Origin of the sequence: Streptomyces sp. NPDC017890 (assembly GCF_044328675.1) — a bacterium.
Lineage (GTDB): Bacteria > Actinomycetota > Actinomycetes > Streptomycetales > Streptomycetaceae > Streptomyces.
Map to the genome: position 1 here is coordinate 144,707 of NZ_JBIRHU010000015.1, position 24,266 is coordinate 168,972.

Consider the following 24,266-nt stretch of genomic DNA (forward strand, 5'->3'; position numbering starts at 1 on the left):
TCGGTGGATAGGACGCCCGGGTCCGTTGCCAGGTTCCGGGTGGCCCCCAGCCACCCCTGCCCTTCCCCGAGTACGTACCCATCACGATCGCTGTGACGCTCCGTAAAGCACCCCCAGTCGACCGCAACAAGGCGTCCTGTAGGGCAGTTTCAAGTCAAATTCGCTTTTCCGCAAGGGGTCACGAAGAAGGCTACTCGCGCCCCGCGGACACCAGTAATCCCAGCAGGACAATGCTGGACATCTCCTTACGAGTGCGTGTACATGTGGAGACACTGCTAGCGGCGCAGAATGACATGGGGGTTCGCGATGCTTTTGAGCAGTAACTGCCGGTCGGAAGGCCGGGCGCCATGAACACCCCGCACCCTGCGAAAGTGGCCGGATTCGATTCAACGGTTCCGTCTCCCGCACACACTGTCGCGTCCGTCGCACCGGGTACCTCTCCGGCAACCGTCCCAAACGCCACGGAGACCGCAGACGCCACGGACGTCTCGGCAACACCCCGCGCCCCCGATGACCTGCTCCAGGACCGGCTGGCCGGCTGGGTCTCGGACCTCACGACCCTGCACGAGCTGACCGAGCGTCTGGTCCGTACGGACTCCCTCTCCGCGGGCCTCCAGGAAGTACTGCGCGCCGGAGCCGCCCTGGTGGGCGCCCGGCGCGGTCTCGTCGCACTGGAACCGGCCGACGGACTCGGCCCGGACACCACCGTCGGCCTCGGGCTGGCCCGCGCCGACCTCGGCCACATCGAGACCGTCCCGCGAAGTTCCCTGCCCCACGGGCGAATTCTGGACGGTCTGCCGGTCGGTGAGGGCGGGATCGCCGAGCCCGACCTGTTCGGCGAGAAGGGCCTCGACCCACGCCACCGCGAGGTCGCCGCCCGCCTCGGCTACGCCGCCAGCTACGCGCTCCCCCTGTCCGCCGAACGCACCGGGCGCCTGGGAGCCGCCGTATGGCTCTACGACGAGCCCGCCCAGCCGGGTGAGCGGCAACGCCACCTCGCCGGCCTCTACACCCGGTACGCCGGCCAGCATCTGGCCCGCCTCCTGGAGGTCGAACGCACGCGCGCACGCATGGCGACGATGGCCGAGGAGCTGCTCCCCTCCCGCCTGCCGCGGGTGCCCGGCGTCCAGCTCGCCGCCCGGCACCGCACCGGCCCGCTCGGCGGCGGCGACTGGTACGACGCACTGCCGCTGCCGGACGCCGCGCTCGGACTCGCCGTCGGGTCCGTCACCGGATCCGGGCCGAGCGCGGTCGCCGCGATGGGGCGGCTGCGCGCCTCGCTCCGCGCCTACTCCGTGATGGAGGGTGAGGACCCGGTCGCGGTCCTGTCCGACCTGGAGCTGCTGCTGCGCCTCACCGAGCCCGCCCGCTCGGCCACCGCCCTGTTCGGCTACTGCGAACCGGCACTGCGCCGGATCACCCTGGCCGGCGCCGGACACAGCCCGCCGCTGCTGATCGGAGAGCGGCGCACGGAGTTCGTCGAGACCTCCGTCTCCGCGCCGCTCGGCATGCTCGCCTGCTGGGAGGCACCGAGCGTGGAACTCCAGGCCGAACCCGGGGAGACGGTGCTGCTTTACACCGACGGACTGCTGCACCGCACCGGCGACCCGGCCGACCGCGCCTTCGCCCGGCTGCACGCGGCGGCGGCCGGCGTGCCCCGGGGCAAGCGCCACGACCCGGGCGCCGTCGCGGACCACGTCCTGCGCACGGTGCTGCCGGACGGGAAGGCCGACGCGGACTCCGAGGAGGACGTCGTCCTGCTGGCCGTCCGGTTCGAATAGCGGGCACGGGCAGGCCCGGGCAGAGGGCACGGACAGGCCCGGGCAGCGGGCAGAGGCAGGCCCGGACAGAGGCCACGGTCCCGAAAGAAGGCACGGTCCCGAAAGAGGGCACGGTCCGGATAGCGGGGCACTGACACCCCGCACGTCACGCATAACGGACGGTAGCGCCTCCATGTAACAGGCCCTTCGGCCCTGGGCCCCCTTCCGTACGACCGTACGATGGGGGGTGGTCCAGTGCCGTATCAAGGAGGATGACCGTGGCGGAGGAGCTCACCCCGGAGAACCCGGAGATCTCGGAGCACCCGGAAGCTGTGCTTGAGGATGCCGCCGACGCGGCGGGCGAGGAGCCGATCAAGCAGCGCAAGAACGGCCTGTACCCCGGCGTGTCCGACGAGCTGGCCGAGAACATGAAGTCCGGCTGGGCCGACACGGAGCTGCGCGACCTGGAGCCGATCCCCCAGGCCGCCGAGACCGCTGCCCGCCGCGCCGCCCTTTCCGCCCGCTTCCCGGGCGAGCGCCTGGTGATCCCCGCGGGCAACCTGAAGACCCGCTCCAACGACACGGAGTACGCCTTCCGCGCCTCCGTCGAGTACGCCTACCTGACCGGCAACCAGACCGAGGACGGCGTCCTGGTCATGGAGCCCGAGGACGCCGGCCACACCGCGACGATCTACCTCCTGCCGCGCTCCGACCGTGAGAACGGCGAGTTCTGGCTCGACGGCCAGGGCGAGCTGTGGGTCGGCCGCCGCCACTCCCTCACCGAGGCCGAGAAGCGGTACGGCATCCCCGCCTCCGACGTCCGCGAGCTGGCCGGAAGCCTGCGCGAGGCCACCGGCCCGGTGCGCGTCGTGCGCGGCTTCGACGCCGGCATCGAGGCGGCCCTGACCGACAAGGTCACCGCCGAGCGCGACGAGGAACTCCGCGTCTTCCTCTCCGAGGCCCGCCTGGTCAAGGACGAGTTCGAGATCGGCGAACTGCAGAAGGCCGTCGACTCCACCGTGCGCGGCTTCGAGGACGTCGTGAAGGTCCTCGACCGGGCCGAGGCGACGAGCGAGCGCTACATCGAGGGCACCTTCTTCCTCCGCGCGCGCGTGGAGGGCAACGACGTCGGCTACGGCTCCATCTGCGCCGCCGGCCCGCACGCCTGCACCCTGCACTGGGTGCGCAACGACGGCTCGGTCCGCTCCGGCGACCTGCTGCTGCTCGACGCGGGCGTGGAGACGCACACGTACTACACCGCCGACGTCACGCGCACGCTGCCGATCAACGGCCGCTACAGCGAGCTGCAGAAGAAGATCTACGACGCCGTGTACGACGCCCAGGAGGCCGGCATCGCGGCGGTGGAGCCGGGCGCCAAGTACCGCGACTTCCACGACGCGTCCCAGCGCGTGCTGGCCGAGCGGCTCGTCGAGTGGGGCCTGGTCGAGGGCCCCGTCGAGCGGGTGCTGGAGCTCGGCCTGCAGCGCCGCTGGACACTGCACGGCACCGGCCACATGCTCGGCATGGACGTCCACGACTGCGCCGCCGCGCGCGTGGAGTCCTACGTCGACGGCACGCTGGAGCCCGGCATGGTGCTCACCGTCGAGCCCGGCCTGTACTTCCAGGCCGACGACCTGACCGTGCCCGAGGAGTACCGGGGCATCGGCGTGCGTATCGAGGACGACATCCTCGTCACCGCCGACGGCAACCGGAACCTGTCCGCCGGACTGCCGCGCCACTCCGACGAGGTCGAGGAGTGGATGGCCGCGCTGAAGGGCTGATCCTCGCGGTTCGATGGCCGGGTACCGCGCGGGGTACCCGGCCATCGACGTGTCCGGGCCTGCGGAAGACCTCCCCGGGTCCGTGACGCGCCCGGTCGTCCAGGGGAGGCATTTCGCGGACGACTTCTGGTCCGGCACCGGTGTGGACCTGCGTCTTGGGCCGAAGGCCGGGAAGGGGGCACCGGGCCGGGCTCGAACGGGCGCTGCGGGACGCCGTACGGGAGGGCAGGCCGCCCCGCGGAGCCCATCTGTCGACGACCCGACGGCCGGCCGGCCGGTTCGGCATCTCGCGCGGCGGGGCCACCGGGACCTGCGTGATGACAGCGGCCCGTGCGGCGACTGCGTGTCGAGCCGCCGTCAGACCGCCAGCAGCGGGGTGCCCTCGCGCCACTTGAGGACCTTGTCGAAGCTCACCACGGCACCGGCCCGGCCCGGCCTGCTGCCGATGTGCACGTGGTCGGCGAGTTCCCGGATGAGGCACAGACCGCGGCCGTCCTCGGCGTCGTCGGCCACCGGGCGTGCCACTCTCCCCGGTCGGCCCGGAGCGCCCGCGGGGAACCCCGGGCCCGTGTCGGCGACCTCGATCCGGCACAGCTCTCCGTCGAGGTAGGCCGTGACGCGATACGCCTGCGAGGGTCCGCCGGGCTCGTCGTCACCACCGTGCTCGACGGCGTTCGCGCAGGCCTCGCTCAGCGCGAGGGAGAGGTCGAACGAGATGTCGGGGTCGACACCCGCGGTCTCCATGGTGCCGACCAGCAGGCGGCGGGCCAGGGGCACACTCGCAGCCTCGCGCCGCAAATGGAGGGACCACCAGATGCTCATGCTCCAGCCTCCCGGCCGCGGCTCGACATACCGTTACGTATTGCCCCCCGCGCCCGGGCGTAAGCGCGGTTTCCCCATGAGACCGTCCATATGGCGGATGCGTCCCTGCCGCCGATCGGTGTATGTCGGGCGACCCGCACCAGAAAGTGACCTTTCGGCCCTCTCCCGGTCGTACGGCATCTTGTGGACCTGCCGTACGGCGCGGGGGGTGCCAGTGGGATGATGAGCCCGCCATGACTGCCCCCCACCCGCCTACGGTGCGCTCCGGGAACGATCTCCGGATCCTGCGGACCGCGGTGTTCGCCGCGGTCTGCGTCGTGCTGGCCGCGGCAGGGCACACCCTCGCCTCCTGCGCCACCGTTCCGCTGTGGTCGCTGGGCGCCGGTTTCCTCGGGGCGGTCGTGGTCGCCGCGCCCCTCGCCGGACGCGAGCGCTCGCTGTCCGGCATCGCGGCGCTGCTCACCGTCGGCCAGACCGCGCTGCACGCCCTGTTCGGACTGGGCCAGCACGGTGCCGCGACGGTCACGGCGTCCGGTACGGCCGTCCCGTCCACCGGCGGATCCGGCCCGCTGTCCGACGCCTCACTGGTCCAGCAGGCCGCACGGCTGGTCTGCGGGACCACCGCGGCGGCGATCAGCCCGGCGCAGGCCCAGCGGATCCTCACCGACGCGCGGATCGCTCCGGACGTCCACGCCGGCGCGGCCCACCAGCCCGCCGACGCCCTGTCCGCCGCCGGCCCCACGGCCTCGCTGCTGCCGTCCCTGCCGATGCTGCTCGGCCACGTACTCGCCGCCCTGGCCGCCGGCTGGCTGCTGCGGCGCGGGGACCTGGCCCTGGCCCGGCTCGTCGAACTGTCGGCGCACTCGGCCCACTCCGTGGCCGAGGCCGCGTTCGTACGCGCCCTGCGCGCGGCGCTCTCGCTGGTCCGCGCCCTGCACGCCGGGCTCTGCGGTGTTCCCGGGACGGGCCCGCGTCTGCCGCACACCGCCCGGCAGGTGCCACCGCGGCCCCGCACCACCGCGCTCCAGCACACGGTGATCAGACGCGGCCCGCCGGGTGACGCGTTCGCCCTCGCCGCCTGACACGACGCGACCACCACCCCGCTCCGGCCCATCGGCCACCGCACGGAGGGGCCGCCGTCGTGCGGCACGCGCGCGTGCGCGCGCCCCTCCCGTCACCCGCCACCGGTGCAGCACCGGTGGCCCACTCGAAGCGGAGTGCTCCGTCCATGAAGACTTCTCGTATCGCCGCCGCCGGCGCCGTCTCCGGCATCGCCGTCCTCGCCCTGTCCGCCCCCGCCTTCGCGCATGTCAGCGTGCAGCCGGAGGGCACGGCCGCCAAGGGCGGCTACGCGGTCGTCGGCTTCAAGGTCCCCAACGAACGCGACAACGCCTCCACCACCAAGCTGGAGGTCAGCTTCCCCACCGACCACCCGCTGGCGTCCGTGATGCCGCAGCCGGTCCCCGGCTGGAAGGCAGTGGTCACCAAGGTCAAGCCGGCCAAGCCGCTGGAGTCGCACGGGAAGCAGATCACCGAGGTCGTCAGCAAGGTCACCTGGACCGCCGACGGCAAGGGCATCGAGCCCGGCTACTTCCAGAAGTTCCCGGTCTCCGTCGGCGCGCTGCCCGAGGACGCCGACGAGCTGGTGTTCAAGGCGATCCAGACGTACGACAACAAGGAGGTCGTGCGCTGGATCGAGGTGCCGCAGGAGGGCCAGGAGGAGCCGGAGAGCCCGGCGCCCGTGCTGGAGCTGTCCGCGGCCGAGGATGATGCCCACGGCTCGTCGGGCGCGAAGGCCGGGGACGGCACCGAGGCGGCCGCGCAGAACACCCCCGCGGACACCACCGCCTCCTCCGACACCGGTTCCGGGGACGGCACCGACACCACCGCCCGCGTCCTCGGCATCGTCGGCATCGTGGTCGGCGCCGCGGGCGTCGCCTACGGAGTGCTGGCCGGACGTCGGCGCGACTCCGGCGCGTCGGCGTAACAACGCACGCCCCGGTGCGTCGGCGTGACAACGCCCACGCACCCTCTCGTCCGGTGCGCGCCGGACACCCTCCGTCGGTACGGCGGATCCCGGCGCGCACCGGAGTACCTCACATCTGGGACATTTCTCTATGCGCAAGAAGACGTTCGCCGCGGCCGCACTGCTCGCCGCCGCCTCCCTGACCCTGTCCGCCTGCGGCAGCGGCGCCGACAGCGACAAGCCCGTCGCGGTGGTCTCCGAGGACACCGGCCAGAAGGCCGCCACCGTCCTCGACAAGCCCTTCGAAAAGCCCGACCTGGTCCTCACCGACACCCAGGGCAAGGAGTACGACCTCCGCGAGCAGACCGCCGGCAAACCCACCCTGATCTACTTCGGCTACACCCACTGCCCCGACGTCTGCCCCCTGACCATGAACAACGTCGCCGTGGCCAAGAAGCAGCTGTCGCAGGCCGAGCAGGACAAGCTCCGCATCGTGTTCGTCAGCACCGACCCGGAACGCGACACCCCGGCCGCGCTCGGCAAGTGGCTCAAGGGCATCGACCCGCAGATCGTCGGCCTGACCGGCGACTTCGACACCGTCCAGGCCGGCGCCCGCACCCTCGGCATCTCCATCGACCCGCCGACCAAGGACAAGAACGGCAAGATCGTGTCAGCGCACGGCACCCAGGTCGTCGCCTTCTCCCCGAAGTCCGACGCCGGCTACGTCCTGTACGGCGAGGACGCCACCGTCGAGGACTACACCAAGGACCTCCCCGAGCTCATCAAGGGAGAGAACCCGTGAGAGGCCGCCCCGCCCTCGCCGCCGTGACGGTGATCGGCGCCCTGGCCCTCGCGGGCTGCGGCGACTCGGACTCCGGCTCCTCGTCCTCCGGTGCCGAACTCTCCGTCGGTGCCGCCTACATACCGCAGCCTGTCTCCGACTCGATGGCCGCGGGCTTCCTCACCATCACCAACGAGGGCGACACCGAGGACGAACTGACCTCGGTCACGAGCGGAGCCGGTGACGTCACCGTGCACGAAACCGTCGACGGGACGATGAGGGAGGTCGACCGCCTCCCGATCCCCGCCCACGGCGAACTCGTGCTCGAAAGCGGCGGCAACCACCTGATGTTCGAGAAGCTGAAGCAGCAGCCCAAGCAGGGACAGACAGTCTCCGTCGAACTCCACTTCGCCCACTCCGACCCGGTCACGGTCAAGCTGCCCGTGAAGGCCGCCACGTACCGGCCCACCGGGCACTCCGCACACTCCGGACACTGAGGGAGGGACCACCTTGACGCAGACCATCGCCCCACGCGTCCGGACCCTGGTGCTGCTGCTTGTGGCCGCGGCCTGCGCGCTGCTCGCCGGCGCAGGACCGGCCTCCGCGCACGCCGCACTGACCGGCAGCGACCCCCAGGAGGGGGCGGTGGTCGGCAAGGCTCCGGCCCAGGTGTCGCTCACCTTCTCCGAATCTGTCTCCATGGACGACGACTCGCTGCGCGTGTTCGACCCCAACGGCACACGTGTCGACGACGGCAAGCCGTCCGGCACGGGGGGCACGACATACTCCGTGAAACTGCACGCCGGGCTGCCCGACGGCACCTACACGGTGACCTACCAGGTCGTGTCCGCCGACAGCCACCCGGTCGCCGGCGCCTACACCTTCTCCATCGGCGCCCCGTCCGAGACGTCCGTCTCCGTCTACGGCTCGAAGGCGGGCGGCGGGACCGTCGGCTGGCTGTACGGCCTGGGGCGGTACGTGTCGTACGCCGGGTTCACCGTGCTGGTGGGCGGCGCTGCCTTCGTCCTCGCCTGCTGGCCGCGCGGCTCGGGGGTCCGGGCGGTGCAGCGGCTCGTCGTCTCGGGATGGCTCACGCTCACCGCCGCCACGCTTCTGCTGCTCCTGCTGCGCGGCTCCTATACCGGCACCGGCAAGCTCGGTGACGTCTTCGACCTGAATCTGCTCGGCGAGGTCCTCCAGACCAAGACCGGCGCCGCACTGGTCTCCCGGCTGCTGCTGCTCGCGGCGGCCGCACTGTTCGTCGCCGTGCTCTTCGGCGCCTACGACAAGCGGGAGGACGAGGAGAAGCGGGACCTCACCTTCGGACTCGCGGTCGGCGGAGCCGTCGTCGCGGCCGGGCTCGCGGCGACCTGGGCGATGTCCGAGCACGCCTCCGTCGGCCTCCAGGCCGGTATCGCCATGCCGGTCGACATCGTCCACCTGCTCGCGATGGCCGCCTGGCTCGGCGGGCTCACCACCCTTCTCGTCACCCTGTACCGGGCACCCACGGACACACCGGTCCCCGCCGTCGCCGTACGCCGGTTCTCGCGCATCGCCTTCGGCAGCGTGATCGCGCTCGTGCTGACCGGCACCTACCAGTCCTGGCGACAGCTCGGCTCCTGGACGGCCTTCACCGACACCCGGTACGGCCAGCTGCTCCTCGTCAAGATCGGGCTCGTGGCGGTGCTGGTCGGCATCGCCTGCCTCTCTCGCCGATGGACGGCACAACTGGCGGACACGGTGCCCGAGATCGCCCGCCGGCGGGAGGGGCAGCAGGTCGGCGCGCTCACCGGCCGCAAGAGCGAGAAGGCGGAGGTCGCCTGGAAGGTCCCCGGCGGGGCGAAGGCCGCCACGAAGGCTTCCGATGCCTCGAAGACCGAGGAGAAGGCCGCAGAGGAGGCCGCCGAGGGGGCCGCCGAGGGGGCGGCGGGGACGGCGAAGGCCCCCGCGCGGTCGTCCGGCGCGACGAAGGACTCCGCGCGGCCGTCCGGCGCGACGAAGGACTCCGCGCGGCCGTCCGAAGCGACGAAGGACTCCGCGCGGCCGTCCGAAGCGACGAAGGGCCCCGGCTCCTCGCAGCGCGCCGCTCAGCTCGCCCGGCAGCGCGCGGCCGTGGACGCCGCCCGGAAGAAGCGGCAACGGGACGCCAACCCCCACCGCTTCGGACTGCGCCGCTCCGTACTCGCCGAGGCGGGCGTCGCCGTCGTCCTGCTCACCGTCACCACCGTCCTGACCCAGACCGAGCCGGGCCGGACCGAGGAGGAGGCCAAGGCCGCCAACCCGTCCGCCGCCTCCCCGTCCGCCCCCTCCACCGGGGTAGTCACCCTGGACATGCCCTTCGACACCGGCGGCCAGAGCGGCAAGGGCGTCATACGGGTCGAACTCGACCCCGCACGCGTGGGTGCCAACGACATGCACCTCTACGTCGAGCGCCCGAACGGAAACGCCTTCGACATCCCCGAGGTGAAGGTCGCCTTCACCCTGGACGCCAAGGACATCGGGCCGCTGCCCGTCGTCCCCGACCACATCACCACCGGACACTGGTCGGCGAGCGGGGTGCAGATCCCGATGGCCGGCGACTGGGAGGTCGCCGTGACCGTGCGGACCTCCGACATCGACCAGGTGACCGTCTCCAAGAACGCGCAGATCGGCTGAACCGCACCATGGCTGACCAGTCCATCCCGGAGGCCCGCACTCCCGAGACGACCCACGGGTCGCCCGGCGGTCCCGGGCCCCTCGGCTCCGAGAGCACCACCGCCCGCGAGGGCATCTCCCGGCGGCGGTTGCTCGGCACCGCCGGTGCCAGCGGTCTCGTCCTCGGCGCGGCGGGCGGCGCCGCGGGTTACGCCGCCGCGCCCTCGTCCGCGGCTACGCCGCTCACCTCGCTCGGCAGTGAGCAGGTGATGTTTCACGGGAAACATCAGCCCGGCATCACCACTCCCATGCAGGCCTGCGGCCACCTCATCGCCTTCGACCTGGCGGCGGGCGCCGGCCGCAAGGAGGCCGCCGCGCTGCTGCGCCGCTGGTCCGACACCGCCCGGCGGCTGATGGCGGGCGCCCCGGCCGGAACCCGTGACACGGACGTGGCCCGGGACGCGGGGCCCTCCTCGCTGACCGTCACCTTTGGATTCGGGCACAGCTTCTTCGACCGGACCGGCCTGGTGAAGCAGCGACCGGTCGCCCTCGACCCGCTGCCCGACTTCTCCTCCGACCACCTCGACAAGAACCGCAGCAACGGCGACCTGTGGGTGCAGATCGGTGCCGACGACGCCCTGGTCGCCTTCCACGCCCTGCGCGCCCTTCAGCAGGACGCCGGATCGGCCGCCCGGGTCCGCTGGCAGATGAACGGCTTCAACCGCTCGCCGGGCGCCACCGCCCACCCCATGACCGCCCGCAACCTCATGGGCCAGGTAGACGGCACTCGCAACCCGAAGCCGGCCGACGCCGATTTCGACCAGCGGATCTTCGTCCCCGAGCAGTCCGAGAAGCCGGGGGAGAACGGGAAGAAGGAACACGCGTGGATGGCGAACGGTTCCTACGCCGTCGTACGCCGCATCCGCATGCTCCTCGACGACTGGGAGAAGCTCTCCGTCAAGGCCCAGGAGGATGTCATCGGACGCCGGAAGTCCGACGGGGCGCCGTTGTCGGGGGGCACCGAGACGACCGAGATGGACCTGGAGAAGACGGACAAGGCCGGGAACCTGATCGTTCCGATCAACGCACACGCCCGCATCACCCGCCCCGACCAGAACGGCGGCGCGGCCATGGTCCGGCGGCCTTTCTCGTACCACGACGGCTTCGACGCGGACGGTGTGCCCGACGCGGGCCTGCTCTTCATCTGCTGGCAGGCCGATCCACTGCGCGGATTCGTACCCGTACAACGCAAACTGGACCGGGGGGACGCGCTCTCGCAGTTCATCCGGCACGAGGCGAGCGGGCTGTTCGCAGTGCCCGGCGGAGCGGCGGAGGGAGAATACGTGGGTCAGCGGCTGCTGGAGGGGTGAAACCGTCCGGACGTCATCCCGGGGAACGGATCGCCCAAGACACGTGAACCAGGCCTGGCCGGGCCCATTAGGGTGAGGACATGCCAGCCAGTTACGCGTATCTCGGCCCCGAAGGCACCTTCACCGAAGTCGCCCTGCGCACCCTCCCGGAGACGGCGACCCGGGAACTGGTCCCGTACGTGTCCGTCCAGTCCGCGCTCGACGCGGTGCGCACAGGCGAGGCCGAGGCCGCGTTCGTGCCGATCGAGAACTCCGTCGAGGGCGGCATCACCACCACCCTCGACGAGCTGGTCGCCGGCCAGCCGCTGATGATCTACCGCGAGGTGCTGCTGTCCATCACCTTCGCGCTGCTGGTCCGCCCCGGCACCAAGCTGTCGGACATCAAAACGGTCACCGCCCACCCGGCCGCCCAGCCCCAGGTACGCAACTGGATCAGGAGGCACCTCCCGGACGTCGCCTGGGAGTCGGCCGCCTCCAACGCCGACGGCGCCCGCCTGGTGCAGGAGGGCCGGTACGACGCGGCATTCGCCGGTGAGTTCGCCGCGGCCCGCTACGGCCTGGAGGTCCTGGAGGCGGACATCCACGACGCGGAGAACGCCCAGACCCGCTTCGTGCTCGTGGGCCGTCCCGCCCGGCCCGCGGCACCGACCGGCGCGGACAAGACGTCCATCGTGCTCTGGCAGCGCGACGACCACCCCGGTGGCCTGCGCGACCTGCTGGGCGAGTTCGCCACCCGGGGCGTCAACCTGATGCTGCTGCAGTCCCGGCCCACCGGTGCCGGCATCGGCAACTACTGCTTCTGCATCGACGCCGAGGGGCACATCTCCGACCGCCGGGTGGCCGATGCCCTGATGGGCCTGAAGCGGACCTGTCTCCAGGTGCGCTATCTGGGCTCGTACCCGCGCGCGGAGGTAGAGCCGACGGACGTGGGCACACCCCGGCCGGGGACCTCGGACGAAGCGTTCGTCGCGGCGGCGGACTGGGTGGCGCGTTGCCAGGACGGTCGGTTCTGACGGCTGTTCTGACCGGCCGGAACCGGCCAGCCACACCAGTCGTACTTGCATAATCTCGTTATCCACAGAAGTTATCCACAGGTCCGCTTCTCGACCTGGGGACAAGTCGACAACGAAGTGGCATTCAGTCGCTATGTCCCCCTACGGCACCATGCTTACCAACAGGCGCTTCTGCCGCCTTTCGTCCATCTGTTCCTCACCCTCCATCCTCTGGAGTGACACGATCACTCCGTTTCCACCCGAAAGTGGAGGCATGAAGGGTTTGGACGGCGCGCCGCGGGAATTGAGAATGGCCGCTTCCGTGAGTCCACAGATTTTTCGCACAGCCTGTGGATAACTTCTCGGGGCTGGGGATTCCTGTGGACAGACAGGGAGCGGACAGCTCCCGCAAGTCCCGCTCTCCACAAGGAAATCCAGTCAGCCCCCAGTCAACCCCCCACCTGCCCCCTGTCTCGTTCCAGGGAGTGGGCCACCCTCGATCGACATGCGGGAACAGGGTGCGCGCAAGGTGTACACAAGGAGCGATTTCCGCATAACGGAACCCAGGACCCACGATCAGCAAGAGTGAGTCGAGAGCCGTCACCGCGCACCGGTAGCCTTGACCGCGTGATTGACCTTCGCCTGCTCCGTGAGGACCCCGACCGTGTGCGCGCGTCGCAGCGCGCCCGTGGAGAGGACGTCGCGCTCGTCGACTCCCTCCTGTCTGCCGACGAGCGGCGCCGGTCGTCCGGCATCCGCTTCGACGAGCTGCGCGCCGAGCAGAGGGGCCTCGGCAAGCTCATCGGCAAGGCCTCCGGAGACGAGAAGGCCGAGCTGCTGACGCGGGCGAGCCAGCTCGCCGCCGACGTCAAGGCGGCCGACGCCGAGCGTGATGCGGCCGACGCCGCGACCCAGGAGCTGCTCCAGCGGCTCGGCAACCTCGTCCACCCCGACGTTCCCGTCGGCGGCGAGGAGGACTTCGTCACGCTGGAGACGCACGGCACCCACCGCGACTTCGCGGCCGAGGGCTTCGAGCCCAAGGACCACCTCGAGCTGGGCCAGCTGCTCGGTGCCATCGACGTCGAACGCGGCGCCAAGGTTTCCGGTTCGCGTTTCTACTTCCTGACCGGCGTCGGCGCGCTCCTGGAACTCGCCCTGGTCAACGCGGCGATCGCCCAGGCCACGGCGGCCGGCTTCACCCCGATGCTGACCCCGGCGCTGGTGCGCCCGCAGTCGATGGCCGGCACCGGCTTCCTCGGCCAGGCCGCCCAGGACGTCTACCACCTCGACAAGGACGACCTGTACCTGGTCGGCACGTCCGAGGTGCCGCTCGCCGCGTACCACATGGACGAGATCCTCGACGCGGACCGCCTGCCGCTGCGCTACGCCGGCTTCTCGCCCTGCTTCCGCCGCGAGGCGGGCTCGCACGGCAAGGACACCAAGGGCATCTTCCGCGTGCATCAGTTCGACAAGGTCGAGATGTTCTCCTACGTCCTCCCCGAGGACTCGCAGGCCGAGCACCAGCGCCTGCTGGAGTGGGAGAAGCAGTGGCTGACGTCTCTGGAGCTGCCGTTCCGGGTCATCGACGTCGCCTCGGCCGACCTGGGCTCCTCGGCCGCGCGCAAGTACGACTGCGAGGCGTGGATTCCGACCCAGGGCAAGTACCGCGAGCTGACCTCGACGTCGGACTGCACCGAGTTCCAGTCGCGTCGGCTGTCGATCCGTGTCCGCGAGGACAAGAAGGTACGCCCGCTGGCCACGCTCAACGGCACGCTGTGCGCCGTACCGCGCACCATCGTGGCGATCCTGGAGAACCACCAGCAGGCCGACGGTTCGGTGCGTGTGCCAGAGGTGCTGCGGCCGTACCTGGGCGGCCGGGAGGTCCTGGAACCGGTGGCCAAGTGACTGCCGCCGGCTCCGCCACGGAGTCCTGCGCCGGGCCCGCCGGAGGTTTTCCCTACCGGCTGATCGCCACCGATCTCGACGGCACGCTGCTGCGCAGTGACGACTCGGTTTCACAGCGCACCCGTGAGGCGCTCGCCGCGGCTACCGCGGCGGGCGCGGCCCACATCGTCGTCACCGGCCGCGCGGTCCCGTGGACCCGGCACATCCTCGACGATCTCGGCTACAACGGGCTGGCCGTCTGCGGTCAGGGCGCGCAGGTCTACCACGCCGGGGAGCACCGGCTGCTGACCTCGGTCACGCTGGACCGCCAGCTGGCCGGAGTGGCGCTGGCCAAGATCGAGGCGGAGACCGGCCCGCTTTACCTGGCGGCGAGCCGCGACGGCCTGGACGGCGACGTCCTGGTCGGTCCGGGCTACGCGGTCGCGGGTCACCTCCCGGCAGTGCCGTTCACCGACGCCTCTGATCTGTGGTCGGCACCGCTGAACAAGATCTACATTCAGCATCCGACCCTGTCGGACGACGAACTGGCCGCCGCCGCCCGGCGCACCGCAGGCGGTTTCGTCACGGTGACCATGGCCGGCGCGGGCATCGTCGAGCTGCTCCCCCTCGGCCTGTCCAAGGCCACCGGCCTGTCCCTGGCGGCGCGCCGGCTCGGTCTGAAGGCCGCGGACACGATCGCGTTCGGCGACATGCCCAACGACGTCCCGATGTTCGGCTGGGCCGCCCGGGGCGTGGCGATGGCCAACGCCCACGAGGAGCTGAAAGCCGTGGCCGACGAGGTGACGTCCTCGAACGACGAGGACGGCATCGCGGTCGTGCTGGAGCGGTTGTCGTCCTGACCCCGGGCCCGGGCCGCTGACCGTGCTCCCGGGACGCTGGGACCGCGGCCCCGGGACGCTGACACCACGGACCCCGGGACGCTCGGACCGCGGCCCTGACGCCACGGTCCGGAGGGCACCGCCGTCCCCCGTCGGCCGGCCCACGCGAGGTGTCTCGCGTGCTCGAAGCGGCCGCCCGATGCGCCGGCACCCTCCGGCCTCGTGCATCCACCACAGTGCCGGTACGGAAAGCCGGGCGCCACCGATTAAGAGCGGACCTACGCGGCGTCAGCGCCGACGCCACCTGCGGCGTCGGCCCTTGCTGAAGAACCAGCCCGCGGGCGGCTCGTCGGAGCGCCACGGCTGCGGCTCCGGCTTGTCGCGGCGCCAGCGGGCGGCGAGCAACCGGGCACGGGCCGAGGGCTCGGAGGCCCCTGCGTCGCGTATGAACCGCTCGTCCAGGACGAGGCCGTCCCAGACGTCGTCGGCGGCTTCGGTGTCGGGTGCGGTGGTGCGTTCGGGGGCGGCTTCGTCCCCGATGCTGTTGGTGGCGCCCTCGGTGCCGTCTTTTGGCTGTCCGGCGCCGTCCTGTTGAGGTGTCTGGCCCGCCATCCCGGCTCCTCCCCGCCCTGCCGTCCCCGTGTTCTCCCCGGCCCAGTGTGTCCGGGCCGAGGTGAAGGCCCCGTCAGGGCCGGGGCCCGGTCACTCCTCCCCGGCGAGTGTCAGCGACCGCAGCTTCTGACCGGCGTACCAGGTCGCGAGCACGGTCACCCCGGCCAGCAGCACCGTCGCGGTCGCCAGGCCGACGTCGGAGGTCACCAAGTTCCCGTCGGCGACCTTCTGGGCCACCGCCAGCGACCACTGCTGGACGCTCAGGGTGCGGGCGCCGGGTACCAGCGAGCCGAACAGCGCCTCCCAGACGAGGGCGTAGACGAGCCCGAAGACCACCGCGTGCCGAGACACCGTGCCCAGCAGCAGGAACAGCGCGGCGTAGGCGATGGAGGCGACCAGCGCGGCGATCGTGTAGGCGACGGCCACCTGCTGGCCGTTGCCGTTGAGGATCAGGCCGGCGAGCAGGGTGGGTATGGCGGAGAAGACCATCGTCACGGCGACGGCGACGATCAGCTTGGTGAAGATGATCGTCGGCCGTTTGATCGGCTTGGACAGCAGGTACACCACCGAACCGTCGTCGATCTCGGGGCCGATGGCTCCGGTGCCGGCGATGACGCCGATGATCGGCACCATGGTGGCGAGGGCGAATCCGCCCAGCACGTCCACCGCCGTCTGGTCGTCGGCTCCGGCAAGCGCGCGCACCGCCACGGCGATGACGAGCAGCAGCAGGGGCAGCGCGCCCAGGATGAGTGCCCGGCGGCGGCCGAGCAGGGCTCGGTAGGTGAGCCTGGCGACTGTGGGGTCGTACATTCTTCGGCCTCCTACGCCGCGACGAGATACGAGAAGACGGACTCGAGGGACTCGTCGGACGGCGAGACCGTGAGCAGCCGGATGCCGTGGTCGCGGGCGACCTTCGGCAGCAGGGCCGTGAACCGGCCGAAGTCGACGGCCTGGATGCGCAGTGCGCCCTCGGCCAGGTCGACCTCGATGCCGGAGGTCGACGGGTCGGCGATCAGCGCTGCCGCGAGGGCCCGGTCGTCGCTGGAGCGCACCAGGTAGCGGTGCGGCCGGTCGGTCATCAGGCGGCGGATCTTGCGGAAGTCGCCGCTGGCCGCGTGACGTCCGGCGACGATGACCTCGATGTGCCAGGCGAGCTGTTCGACCTCTTCGAGGATGTGCGAGGAGAACAGCACCGTGCGGCCCTCGTCGCCCATGCGCCGCAGCAGGTCCATCAGCTGCATGCGCTGGCGCGGGTCCATGCCGTTGAACGGCTCGTCGAGCAGGAGCAGGGACGGCTGGTGGACGAGGGCGGAGGCCATCTTGACCCGCTGCCGCATGCCCTTGGAGTACGTGGCGATCTTCCGGTCCTGCGCGTATTCCATCTCCACGGTGGCGAGCGCTTCGTCGGCCGCCCTGCCGCCGAGGCCGTGCAGTTCGGCGTTGGCGAGGACGAACTCCCGGCCGGTGAGGAAGTCGTACATCGCCTCCCGCTCGGGGACGATGCCGATGTGCTTGTAGATGGCCTCGTTGCGCCAGACCGGCTGGCCGTCGAGGGTGACGCTGCCGGTGGAGGGGGCGAGGAAGCCGCCCATCATGTTGATGAGGGTGGATTTTCCCGCGCCGTTGGGGCCGAGGAGGCCGGTGACGCCGGGGCCGATCGTCATGGTGATGTCGTTGACGGCGACCACGTTGCCGAACCAGCGGGAGACGTGGTCGATGTTCAGCGTGGTCACAGTCCCACCTTCTGGTAGCGGCGCATCAGCAGGCCGTAGGCGCCGGCGATCAGGCCCAGGGTGACGAGGACGTAGACCGCGCCCTCGCCGTTGCTCGGGCCGATCCCGCCGGGGAAGGCCGAGGTGGCGCCCAGGAAGGCCGACGACACTCCGTCGATGAGGGTGATCGGCGAGAACAGGCCGATCCAGGCGACGGCCCCGGAGCTGCCCTGGACGTCCGCGATGGCCTGGAGCGTGGAGACCGCGCCGTAGGTGATGGTCAGGACGGCGATGACGGCCGCGATGCCGAAGCCGCGGCGCGGGGTGACCGACGCGACGACGAGGCCGAGGCCGGCGAAGAGCAGCGAGAGCAGTGCCACGGAGACGAGTCCCTGTGCGAACCCCTTGGTCTGGTCCGCGAAGTCGAGTTTGGCCAGCAGCGCGCCCACGTAGAGCACCAGCAGGGGCGCGGCGGTGAGGATGAACAGGGCCGAGGCCAGCGACGCGTACTTGGCGCGGACGTAGTCGGAGGTTTCGATCGGCCGTGAGAAGTACAGCGGCACGGTCTTGAAGCGCAGGTCGCGGGAGACGGACTGGGGGGCCTGCGAGGCGACGTAGAGGCTGATGACGGCCTGCAGGACGATCGCGTAGCGCGTGTAGTCCAGGGGCAGGTCGTTCGCCTTGGTGGCGACGGCGACGGCGACCATGATGGCCGCGGGCAGGCACATCACCACGAACAGCAGCATCGGCAGCACCTTGGACTTGGCCGAGCGGCCGAGGCCGTAGGCGCCGCGCAGGGACTGCGAGTACAGCGAGCGGCGGGCGTAGGCGCGGCCGAGACGGGGGCCGTCGTAGCTGCGGTAGCCGATGTTGTGGATGCGGGTCTGGTCACCCGCCGCACGGGCTACGGGCTGCTCAGTTGCCATGGCCGACCGCCTCCTTCCGTTCTGCGTCACTGTCCGTGAAGACCTCCGAGATGTGGTGCCGGCGCTGTTCCATGCGCACCAGGCCGAGGCCGAGGTCGGCGATGACGTCCCGCACCAGGTCGTAGGTCTCTTCGCCCGCCGCGGTGAGCAGCAGGACGTGACCGGCGCCGGGCAGGCCGCTGCCGTCCTGGACCGTCACCCCGCGCGCGCCGAGCGCGTCGCGCACCGCGCGGGTGCCGTCGGGGTGCTCGTCGGTGTCGGTGACCTCGATCGCGAGGGTCGTCGTGCTCTGGGTGAAGTCCGTGGTGGAGCTGGAGCGCAGCAGCTTGCCGCCGTCGACGACGACGACGTGGTCGCAGGTGCGTTCCAGTTCGCCCAGCAGGTGCGACGTGACCAGGACGGAGATGTTGAAGTCGGTGTGGATGCGGCGGATGAGGCCGAGCATCTCGTCGCGGCCGACCGGGTCGAGACCGTTGGTCGGCTCGTCGAGGAAGACCAGCTGCGGGTCGTGGACGAGCGCCTGCGCGAGCTTCACACGCTGCTTCATACCGGTCGAGTAGCCGCCGATGGGCCGGTAGCGCTCCTCGTACAGGCCGACGTGGCGCAGGGTGTCGGCCGTGCGTTCGCGGGCGGCGGTGGGCGGCAGGCCGGACATGCGTGCCATGTGGACGACGAACTCGGTGGCCGAGACGTCGGGCGGCAGGCAGTCGTGTTCCGGCATGTAGCCGACCCGCTCGCGGATCTCGGCTCCCTTGGTGGCGACATCGAGTCCGAGCACTTCGGCCCGGCCCTCGGTGGCGGGAGACAGACCCAGCAGGATCTTGATCAGAGTGGACTTGCCGGCGCCGTTGGCACCGACGAGTCCGGTCACACCGGGTCCGACGTCCACGGAGAGCCGGTCGAGCGCGGTCACCCGGGGGAACCGCTTGCTCAGGCTTTCGGTCGCGATCACAGTCACAGTCATGACAGTAGTGACGCCCGCCACTCGAGTCGTCAGCCCGGAGAGCCGTCTTGGAGTCAGACTCGAGTAGTACGGGCCCGTAGGGGATGCCGTACCTGAGAGCCATGGAACGGCTCCCTGGCCGCGCATCCCACCCTATTGACGCCCGGTCTAACAACTGGGAGATTCGGCGACGTCACGTGACGAGCGAGTAGCGCGGTCGGCACGGGCCGCGCCGGACGCGCGGACCGGCTGGAACGGGGTGGCATGACGACGGCTGTGGCAGCGGAGATCCGCACGGAGCTGCGGGGGTTGCGCAGGGTGCCGCCCCCCGTCCGAGATCGTCACCGACTCCGCGGGTCCCGAGGAGAGCGCCTTCTGGCTGGGCGACGCCCTGCCATGGGATCTCCCCACGATCGTTCCGTCGGGCGTGGGGGAGTACGGCGCCGGAAGGAGGAGCGATGACGTTGCTGGACGGTGCGCGCGAGCGCTGGGTGCACACGGGCGGGGTCGAGCTGTGCGTGGCCGAACTGGGCGACCCGCAGCGGCCCACGGTCGTCCTGGTGCACGGCTACCCGGACAGCAAGGAAGTCTGGTCCGAGGTCGCCACCCGCCTCGCAGGCCGCTTCCACGTGGTCCTCTACGACGTCCGGGGCCACGGCCGGTCCACTGCGCCGAGCCCGCTGCGCGGCGGGTTCACGCTGGAGAAGCTGACGGACGACTTCCTGGCCGTGGCGGACGCCGTCAGCCCCGGCCGGCCCGTGCACCTGGTGGGCCACGACTGGGGGTCTGTGCAGTCCTGGGAGTTCGTCACGGTCAGGCGCACCGAAGGCCGCATCGCCTCCTTCACCTCGGTGTCCGGGCCGTCCCTCGACCACTTCGGGCACTGGATCGACACGCGTCTGAGGCATCCCACCCCGCGCCGGGTCGGCCAGCTCCTCGGCCAGGGCGCCAAGTCCTGGTACATCTACCTGCTGCACACCCCCGTACTGCCCGAACTGGCCTGGCGCGGCCCCCTCGGCAAGCGCTGGCCGGCCATCCTGCGGCGCGTCGAGAGGGTACCCGGCGGCGACTACCCGACCCCGTCCCTGCCGTCGGACGCGGCGCACGGGGCATGGCTGTACCGGGACAACGTCCGGCCCCGGCTCCGCCGGCCGCGCGACGACGCCTACGCGCACGCGCCGGTACAGCTCATCACGCCCCTCGGCGACGCCTTTCTGTCGGAGCGGCTCTACGACGGACTGGAGCTGTGGGCGCCGCGGCTGACCCGCCGAACGCTGCCGGCCAAGCACTGGGTGCCGCGCACCCGGCCGGACCGGCTGGCGGACTGGATCACGCAGTTCGTCAGCGCCGTCGACGGTGGACGGGCCGGGCCGGACACGAGCGGGAAGCACGCCGACCGCTTCGGCGGGCAGCTGGTGCTGGTCACCGGCGCGGGCAACGGCATCGGGCGGGCGACCGCGTTGGCGTTCGCCGAGGCCGGCGCGCGCGTGGTGGCCGTCGACCGGGACGCAGAGTCCGCCTCCCGCACCGCGGAGCTGTCCCGGCTGACCGGTGCGCCGGCGGCCTGGGCGGAGACCGTCGATGTCTCCGACGAGCAGGCCATGGAGAAGCTGGCGGCCAAGGTCGCCGCCGAGTACGGCGTCGTGGACGTTCTGGTGAACAACGCCGGGATCGGTCTGTCCGGCTCCTTCTTCGACACCACACCGGAGGACTGGAAGAAGGTCCTCGACGTCAACCTGTGGGGTGTGATCCACGGCTGCCGTGTCTTCGGCCGGCAGATGGCCGAGCGCGGGCAGGGCGGCCACATCGTCAACACCGCGTCGGCGGCGGCCTTCCAGCCCTCCCGGGCGTTGCCCGCCTACAGCACGTCCAAGGCGGCCGTGCTGATGTTGAGCGAGTGCCTGCGCGCCGAGCTGGCCGGTCAGGGGATCGGCGTCACCGCGATCTGCCCCGGCCTCGTCAACACCAACATCACCTCCACGGCGCGTTTCGCCGGCGTCGACGCCGACGAGGAGAAGCGACGGCAGCGGCGCACGGCGCGGCTGTACGGGCTGCGCAACTACCCGCCGGAGAAGGTGGCCGACGCCGTACTGGAGGCGGTCGTGCACAACAGGGCCGTGGTCCCGGTGACACCGGAGGCGCGGGGCGCCCACCTCATATCCCGGTTCGCACCGGGGGCATCGAGGCGTCTCGCACGTGTGAAGCCGCCCTTGTAGTTTCCACAGACATCCCCAAGTAGCCTGTGGATAACTGCCCCTGACTGTGGATCAAACCTGCTCGGCAAAATCGATCGCGTGACACGTGGCTCTCTCGGCACGCTGGTTCCATGCAAGAGGAACACATGGACGAGAGACGCACCGTCAAGGTGTCCAAGTATCTGTCGAAGCACCTGCGCCACCAGCCGGAGAGAATCGGGCTCACGCTCGACGAGGCCGGGTGGGCCGAGATCGACACGCTGATCACCGCGGCGGCGGCGCACGGCTTCCGCTTCACCCGCGAAGAGCTCGACCACGTGGTCGCCACGAACGACAAGCGGCGCTTCGCGATCGAGGGGACGCGTATCCGCGCCAGCCAGGGTCATAGCATCGCAGTGGACCTCGACCTGCTCCCGGCAACCCCGCCGCCGTACCTCTACCACGGGACCGTGTCCCGGCATCTGGACGCGATCCGCGCCGAGGGGCTGAGGCCGATGAACCGGCACGACGTGCACCTCTCACCGGACCGCGAGACCGCGGCGCGGGTCGGCGCACGCCGCGGCCGGCCGGTCGTGCTGTCGGTGGACGCCGCTGCCATGCACCGCGACGGGCATGTCTTCCACGTCAGCGAGAACGGGGTCTGGCTGACGAAGAAGGTGCCACCGCGGTATCTGCGCTTCTCCGCTCAGCGTTGAGCCCGCGTGATAGGTGACATGGAGCAGCTACCCAGCACCCAAGCCGCCGTCAACGCCCTCCGCGCCATCGCCGCGGAGTATGCGCTGGAGATCGAGGTCACGGACGACATCGGCGCCGATCAGACCTCCCGCCGCAGCGCCGCGGGCGTGGGCGTGGCCACCGACGCCGACGGTTCCCTCCCCCATGAGGCGTTCGCCGAGTTCGGCGGGGTGCCCCGGGTGAGCGTCCGGATCTTCCCCGAGGGTGACGCCCTGATCACCGTCGAGGACGTGGAGTTCCCCGATATCCCGCGTGATGACGTCCCCGCGTTCCTGTGCTCCGTATTCGGTGGACTCGCCTTCGTCAAGGGACGCAGTTTGATCGTGCCGCTGCCGGGGGACCGCGCGCACAAGGAGTTCGTGCCGATGCTCCTCCTCACACCGTGGCTGAGCAGTCGCGCCCGGTGACCGGTGGGTGTTTCACGTGAAACCCGGGTCGGCCGCTTAGGCTCGGAGGCATGAGTCTGCGCCTGAGCACTGTGATCCTTCCGTACCGTCGCTGGCACGAAGGCGGCCGTTCGGCCTGGACGCGTGCCGAGCAGCTCGGTTTCCACACCGCCTACACCTACGACCACCTGTCCTGGCGGAGCTTCCGGGACGGGCCGTGGTTCGGTGCCGTCCCGACGCTCACCGCTGCCGCGGCCGTCACCGAGCGGCTGCGTCTCGGCACCCTGGTGACCTCGCCGAACTTCCGGCACCCGGTGACGCTCGCCAAGGAGCTGATCTCGCTCGACGACATCTCCGGCGGCCGGGTCACGCTCGGCATAGGAGCGGGCGGCACCGGCTTCGACGCCACCGCACTCGGCCAGGAGCCGTGGACGCCGCGTGAGCGGGCCGACCGGTTCGCCGAGTTCCTCCCGCTGCTCGACCGATTGCTGACCGAGGACGCCGTGTCGTATGAGGGTGACTTCTACTCGGCGCACGAGGCACGCAACATCCCGGGTTGTGTACAGCGGCCCCGGCTGCCCTTCGCGGTGGCCGCGACCGGTCCGCGCGGGCTGCGGCTCGCCGCGCGGTACGGGCAGGCGTGGGTGACCACCGGCGACCCGAAGCTGTACGAGAACGGCACTCCCGAGCAGTCGGACCGGGCGCTGCGGGAGCAGGCCGACAAGCTGGCCGCCGCCTGCGCCGCAATCGGCCGGGAGGTGCGTGAGCTCGACAGGGTCCTGCTCACCGGCTTCACGCCGGACCGGAGTCGGCCACTGGAGTCCGTGAACGCCTTCGTCGACTTCGCCGGCCGACACCGTGACCTCGGCTTCAACGAGCTCGTCATCCACTGGCCGATCCCCGAATCGGACTTCACGGCGGACGAGAAGGTCTTCGAGCGGATCGCCATGGAGGCACTGGGACAGCTGAAGGATTGAGAGCCATAGAGCCATAGCTCACAGATGTGCGGACCCGCGCACGATCGTGCAGGCATATGCGTGACAATGGCCGGGTGACCTCAGCGACCCGACAGCCCGACCCCCCGGCCGCCGCCACTCACCCGCGGCTCATCGCCACCGACCTCGACGGCACGCTGCTGCGCGACGACAAGTCGGTCTCCCCGCGTACGGTCGCCGCGCTGGCCGCGGCCGAGAAGGCCGGTATCGAGGTCTTCTTCGTCACCGGCCGGCCCGCCCGCTGGATGGACGTCGTCAGTGCCCACGTCCACGGTCACGGCCTCGCCATCTGCGGCAACGGCGCCGCCGTGGTCGACCTGCACGGCGGTCCCGGAGCGCACCGGTTCGTGAAGGTCCGGGAGCTGGCCCGGGAGAACGCGTTGGACGCCGTCCGGCTGCTGCGTGAGGCGGCGCCCGGCACGGCGTACGCGGTCGAGCAGACATACGGTTTCCATCAGGAACCGGCCTACCCGAAGTTGCACGTCGAGGTCCCCGACGACATCGCCCCCGCGGAGAAGATCCTGGCGCCGGATGGTCGCGCCGCAGCCCAGCCGGTTCTCAAGATCCTGGCCTTCCATCCCGAGCTGGACCCGGACGGCTTCCTCACACTGGCCCGCCTCGCCATCGGCGACCGGGCCAACGTCACCCGGTCCAGCCCCAACGCCCTGCTGGAAATCAGCGGGCCGGACGTGTCCAAGGCCAGCACGCTCGCCCTGTGCTGCGCCGAGCGCGGCATTTCGCACGAAGAGGTCGTCGCCTTCGGTGACATGCCGAACGACGTCGAGATGCTCACCTGGGCGGGACAGTCGTACGCGATGGGCAACGCGCATCCGGACGTGATCGCCGCCGCGTCGGGGAGGACCGTCGCCAACAACGACGACGGGGTGGCGGTCGTGATCGAGCGTATTCTGCGGGACCTGCCGTAGCGGTCGA

Annotated in this window: 22 protein-coding genes; 16 read left to right on the plus strand and 6 right to left on the minus strand. The window is 71.0% G+C overall.

Annotated features, from left to right (window positions below):
• Positions 1-347 precede the first annotated feature (347 nt).
• Together ACH4F2_RS21015 and ACH4F2_RS21020 are read left to right on the plus strand one after the other, a co-directional pair.
• Positions 348-1,781 (plus strand): PP2C family protein-serine/threonine phosphatase, encoded by a 1,434-nt coding sequence (locus ACH4F2_RS21015; protein ID WP_398134217.1) that lies wholly within the window; start codon positions 348-350, stop codon positions 1,779-1,781.
• A 257-nt stretch (positions 1,782-2,038) separates the two neighbouring features.
• Positions 2,039-3,541 (plus strand): aminopeptidase P family protein, encoded by a 1,503-nt coding sequence (locus ACH4F2_RS21020; protein WP_398134218.1) that lies wholly within the window; start codon positions 2,039-2,041, stop codon positions 3,539-3,541.
• 357 nt (positions 3,542-3,898) lie between these two features.
• On the opposite strand, the gene ACH4F2_RS21025 is transcribed toward ACH4F2_RS21020, so the two are convergent.
• Entirely contained in the window at positions 3,899-4,363 is a 465-nt protein-coding gene (locus tag ACH4F2_RS21025) for an ATP-binding protein (protein WP_398134219.1), read from the minus strand.
• Positions 4,364-4,596: 233 nt separating this feature from the next.
• Here ACH4F2_RS21025 and ACH4F2_RS21030 point away from each other — a divergent pair, with 233 nt between their 5' ends.
• The 9 genes from ACH4F2_RS21030 to ACH4F2_RS21070 all read left to right on the plus strand — a co-directional run bounded on the left by ACH4F2_RS21030 (position 4,597) and on the right by ACH4F2_RS21070 (position 14,850).
• On the plus strand, positions 4,597-5,445 hold the full coding sequence (locus ACH4F2_RS21030; RefSeq protein WP_398134220.1) for a hypothetical protein: 849 nt from the start codon (positions 4,597-4,599) through the stop codon (positions 5,443-5,445).
• A gap of 146 nt (positions 5,446-5,591) precedes the next feature.
• Positions 5,592-6,350 (plus strand): YcnI family protein, encoded by a 759-nt coding sequence (locus tag ACH4F2_RS21035; RefSeq protein WP_398134221.1) that lies wholly within the window; start codon positions 5,592-5,594, stop codon positions 6,348-6,350.
• Between the two features lie 130 nt (positions 6,351-6,480).
• A complete protein-coding gene (locus ACH4F2_RS21040) occupies positions 6,481-7,131 on the plus strand; it encodes an SCO family protein (protein WP_398134222.1) in 651 nt (216 codons plus the stop codon).
• Complete coding sequence (locus ACH4F2_RS21045; RefSeq protein WP_398134223.1) at positions 7,128-7,607, plus strand: copper chaperone PCu(A)C; 480 nt, start codon at positions 7,128-7,130, stop codon at positions 7,605-7,607. The genes ACH4F2_RS21040 and ACH4F2_RS21045 overlap by 4 nt, the downstream gene beginning before the upstream one ends.
• Positions 7,608-7,620: 13 nt before the next feature.
• Positions 7,621-9,765: a copper resistance CopC/CopD family protein gene (locus tag ACH4F2_RS21050; RefSeq protein ID WP_398134224.1), complete on the plus strand. Its 2,145-nt coding sequence runs from the start codon at positions 7,621-7,623 to the stop codon at positions 9,763-9,765.
• A gap of 8 nt (positions 9,766-9,773) precedes the next feature.
• Positions 9,774-11,114 (plus strand): iron uptake transporter deferrochelatase/peroxidase subunit, encoded by a 1,341-nt coding sequence (efeB, locus tag ACH4F2_RS21055; RefSeq protein ID WP_398134225.1) that lies wholly within the window; start codon positions 9,774-9,776, stop codon positions 11,112-11,114.
• Positions 11,115-11,194: 80 nt separating this feature from the next.
• Positions 11,195-12,127: a prephenate dehydratase gene (gene pheA / locus ACH4F2_RS21060; RefSeq protein WP_398134226.1), complete on the plus strand. Its 933-nt coding sequence runs from the start codon at positions 11,195-11,197 to the stop codon at positions 12,125-12,127.
• 606 nt (positions 12,128-12,733) lie between these two features.
• Complete coding sequence (gene serS, locus ACH4F2_RS21065) at positions 12,734-14,011, plus strand: serine--tRNA ligase (protein WP_398134227.1); 1,278 nt, start codon at positions 12,734-12,736, stop codon at positions 14,009-14,011.
• Positions 14,008-14,850, plus strand: a complete 843-nt coding sequence (locus tag ACH4F2_RS21070; protein WP_398134228.1) for an HAD family hydrolase — start codon at positions 14,008-14,010, stop codon at positions 14,848-14,850. Before serS ends, ACH4F2_RS21070 begins: the two co-directional genes overlap by 4 nt.
• A 267-nt stretch (positions 14,851-15,117) precedes the next feature.
• Here the strand turns inward: ACH4F2_RS21070 and ACH4F2_RS21075 are convergent, their stop codons facing one another.
• The 5 genes from ACH4F2_RS21075 to ACH4F2_RS21095 all read right to left on the minus strand — a co-directional run bounded on the left by ACH4F2_RS21075 (position 15,118) and on the right by ACH4F2_RS21095 (position 19,043).
• Positions 15,118-15,441: a hypothetical protein gene (locus tag ACH4F2_RS21075; RefSeq protein ID WP_398134229.1), complete on the minus strand. Its 324-nt coding sequence runs from the start codon at positions 15,439-15,441 to the stop codon at positions 15,118-15,120.
• A gap of 90 nt (positions 15,442-15,531) precedes the next feature.
• Positions 15,532-16,251 carry an ABC transporter permease subunit gene (locus ACH4F2_RS21080; RefSeq protein WP_398134230.1) on the minus strand — a complete coding sequence of 240 codons (720 nt, stop codon included), beginning with the start codon at positions 16,249-16,251 and terminating at the stop codon, positions 15,532-15,534.
• 11 nt (positions 16,252-16,262) lie between these two features.
• Positions 16,263-17,174 (minus strand): ABC transporter ATP-binding protein, encoded by a 912-nt coding sequence (locus ACH4F2_RS21085; protein WP_398134231.1) that lies wholly within the window; start codon positions 17,172-17,174, stop codon positions 16,263-16,265.
• Entirely contained in the window at positions 17,171-18,079 is a 909-nt protein-coding gene (locus tag ACH4F2_RS21090) for an ABC transporter permease (RefSeq protein ID WP_398134232.1), read from the minus strand. Before ACH4F2_RS21090 ends, ACH4F2_RS21085 begins: the two co-directional genes overlap by 4 nt.
• Complete coding sequence (locus ACH4F2_RS21095; protein WP_398134233.1) at positions 18,069-19,043, minus strand: ABC transporter ATP-binding protein; 975 nt, start codon at positions 19,041-19,043, stop codon at positions 18,069-18,071. The genes ACH4F2_RS21090 and ACH4F2_RS21095 overlap by 11 nt, the downstream gene beginning before the upstream one ends.
• Positions 19,044-19,480: 437 nt before the next feature.
• Here ACH4F2_RS21095 and ACH4F2_RS21100 point away from each other — a divergent pair, with 437 nt between their 5' ends.
• From ACH4F2_RS21100 to ACH4F2_RS21120, 5 genes are all read left to right on the plus strand, one after another.
• Complete coding sequence (locus ACH4F2_RS21100; RefSeq protein WP_398134234.1) at positions 19,481-21,238, plus strand: SDR family oxidoreductase; 1,758 nt, start codon at positions 19,481-19,483, stop codon at positions 21,236-21,238.
• Positions 21,239-21,363: 125 nt separating this feature from the next.
• Positions 21,364-21,912 (plus strand): RNA 2'-phosphotransferase, encoded by a 549-nt coding sequence (locus tag ACH4F2_RS21105; RefSeq protein ID WP_398134279.1) that lies wholly within the window; start codon positions 21,364-21,366, stop codon positions 21,910-21,912.
• A gap of 18 nt (positions 21,913-21,930) precedes the next feature.
• Positions 21,931-22,359, plus strand: coding sequence for a hypothetical protein (locus ACH4F2_RS21110; RefSeq protein ID WP_398134235.1), 429 nt, complete (start codon positions 21,931-21,933; stop codon positions 22,357-22,359).
• 50 nt (positions 22,360-22,409) lie between these two features.
• Positions 22,410-23,315, plus strand: a complete 906-nt coding sequence (locus tag ACH4F2_RS21115) for an LLM class flavin-dependent oxidoreductase (RefSeq protein WP_398134236.1) — start codon at positions 22,410-22,412, stop codon at positions 23,313-23,315.
• Positions 23,316-23,371: 56 nt separating this feature from the next.
• A complete protein-coding gene (locus ACH4F2_RS21120) occupies positions 23,372-24,259 on the plus strand; it encodes a Cof-type HAD-IIB family hydrolase (protein WP_398134237.1) in 888 nt (295 codons plus the stop codon).
• The last annotated feature ends 7 nt before the right edge of the window (positions 24,260-24,266 follow it).

Excerpts from the sequence above, each read along its gene's own strand:
- ACH4F2_RS21015 (WP_398134217.1), top strand. The coding sequence starts at position 348 with ATGAACACCCCGCACCCTGCGAAAGTGGCCGGATTCGATTCAACGGTT.
- ACH4F2_RS21025 (WP_398134219.1), bottom strand. The coding sequence starts at position 4,363 with ATGAGCATCTGGTGGTCCCTCCATTTGCGGCGCGAGGCTGCGAGTGTG.
- ACH4F2_RS21030 (WP_398134220.1), top strand. The coding sequence starts at position 4,597 with ATGACTGCCCCCCACCCGCCTACGGTGCGCTCCGGGAACGATCTCCGG.
- ACH4F2_RS21035 (WP_398134221.1), top strand. The coding sequence starts at position 5,592 with ATGAAGACTTCTCGTATCGCCGCCGCCGGCGCCGTCTCCGGCATCGCC.
- ACH4F2_RS21040 (WP_398134222.1), top strand. The coding sequence starts at position 6,481 with ATGCGCAAGAAGACGTTCGCCGCGGCCGCACTGCTCGCCGCCGCCTCC.
- efeB (WP_398134225.1), top strand. The coding sequence starts at position 9,774 with ATGGCTGACCAGTCCATCCCGGAGGCCCGCACTCCCGAGACGACCCAC.
- pheA (WP_398134226.1), top strand. The coding sequence starts at position 11,195 with ATGCCAGCCAGTTACGCGTATCTCGGCCCCGAAGGCACCTTCACCGAA.
- ACH4F2_RS21075 (WP_398134229.1), bottom strand. The coding sequence starts at position 15,441 with ATGGCGGGCCAGACACCTCAACAGGACGGCGCCGGACAGCCAAAAGAC.
- ACH4F2_RS21080 (WP_398134230.1), bottom strand. The coding sequence starts at position 16,251 with ATGTACGACCCCACAGTCGCCAGGCTCACCTACCGAGCCCTGCTCGGC.
- ACH4F2_RS21090 (WP_398134232.1), bottom strand. The coding sequence starts at position 18,079 with ATGGCAACTGAGCAGCCCGTAGCCCGTGCGGCGGGTGACCAGACCCGC.
- ACH4F2_RS21095 (WP_398134233.1), bottom strand. The coding sequence starts at position 19,043 with ATGACTGTGACTGTGATCGCGACCGAAAGCCTGAGCAAGCGGTTCCCC.
- ACH4F2_RS21100 (WP_398134234.1), top strand. The coding sequence starts at position 19,481 with ATGACGTTGCTGGACGGTGCGCGCGAGCGCTGGGTGCACACGGGCGGG.
- ACH4F2_RS21105 (WP_398134279.1), top strand. The coding sequence starts at position 21,364 with ATGGACGAGAGACGCACCGTCAAGGTGTCCAAGTATCTGTCGAAGCAC.
- ACH4F2_RS21110 (WP_398134235.1), top strand. The coding sequence starts at position 21,931 with ATGGAGCAGCTACCCAGCACCCAAGCCGCCGTCAACGCCCTCCGCGCC.
- ACH4F2_RS21115 (WP_398134236.1), top strand. The coding sequence starts at position 22,410 with ATGAGTCTGCGCCTGAGCACTGTGATCCTTCCGTACCGTCGCTGGCAC.
- ACH4F2_RS21120 (WP_398134237.1), top strand. The coding sequence starts at position 23,372 with ATGCGTGACAATGGCCGGGTGACCTCAGCGACCCGACAGCCCGACCCC.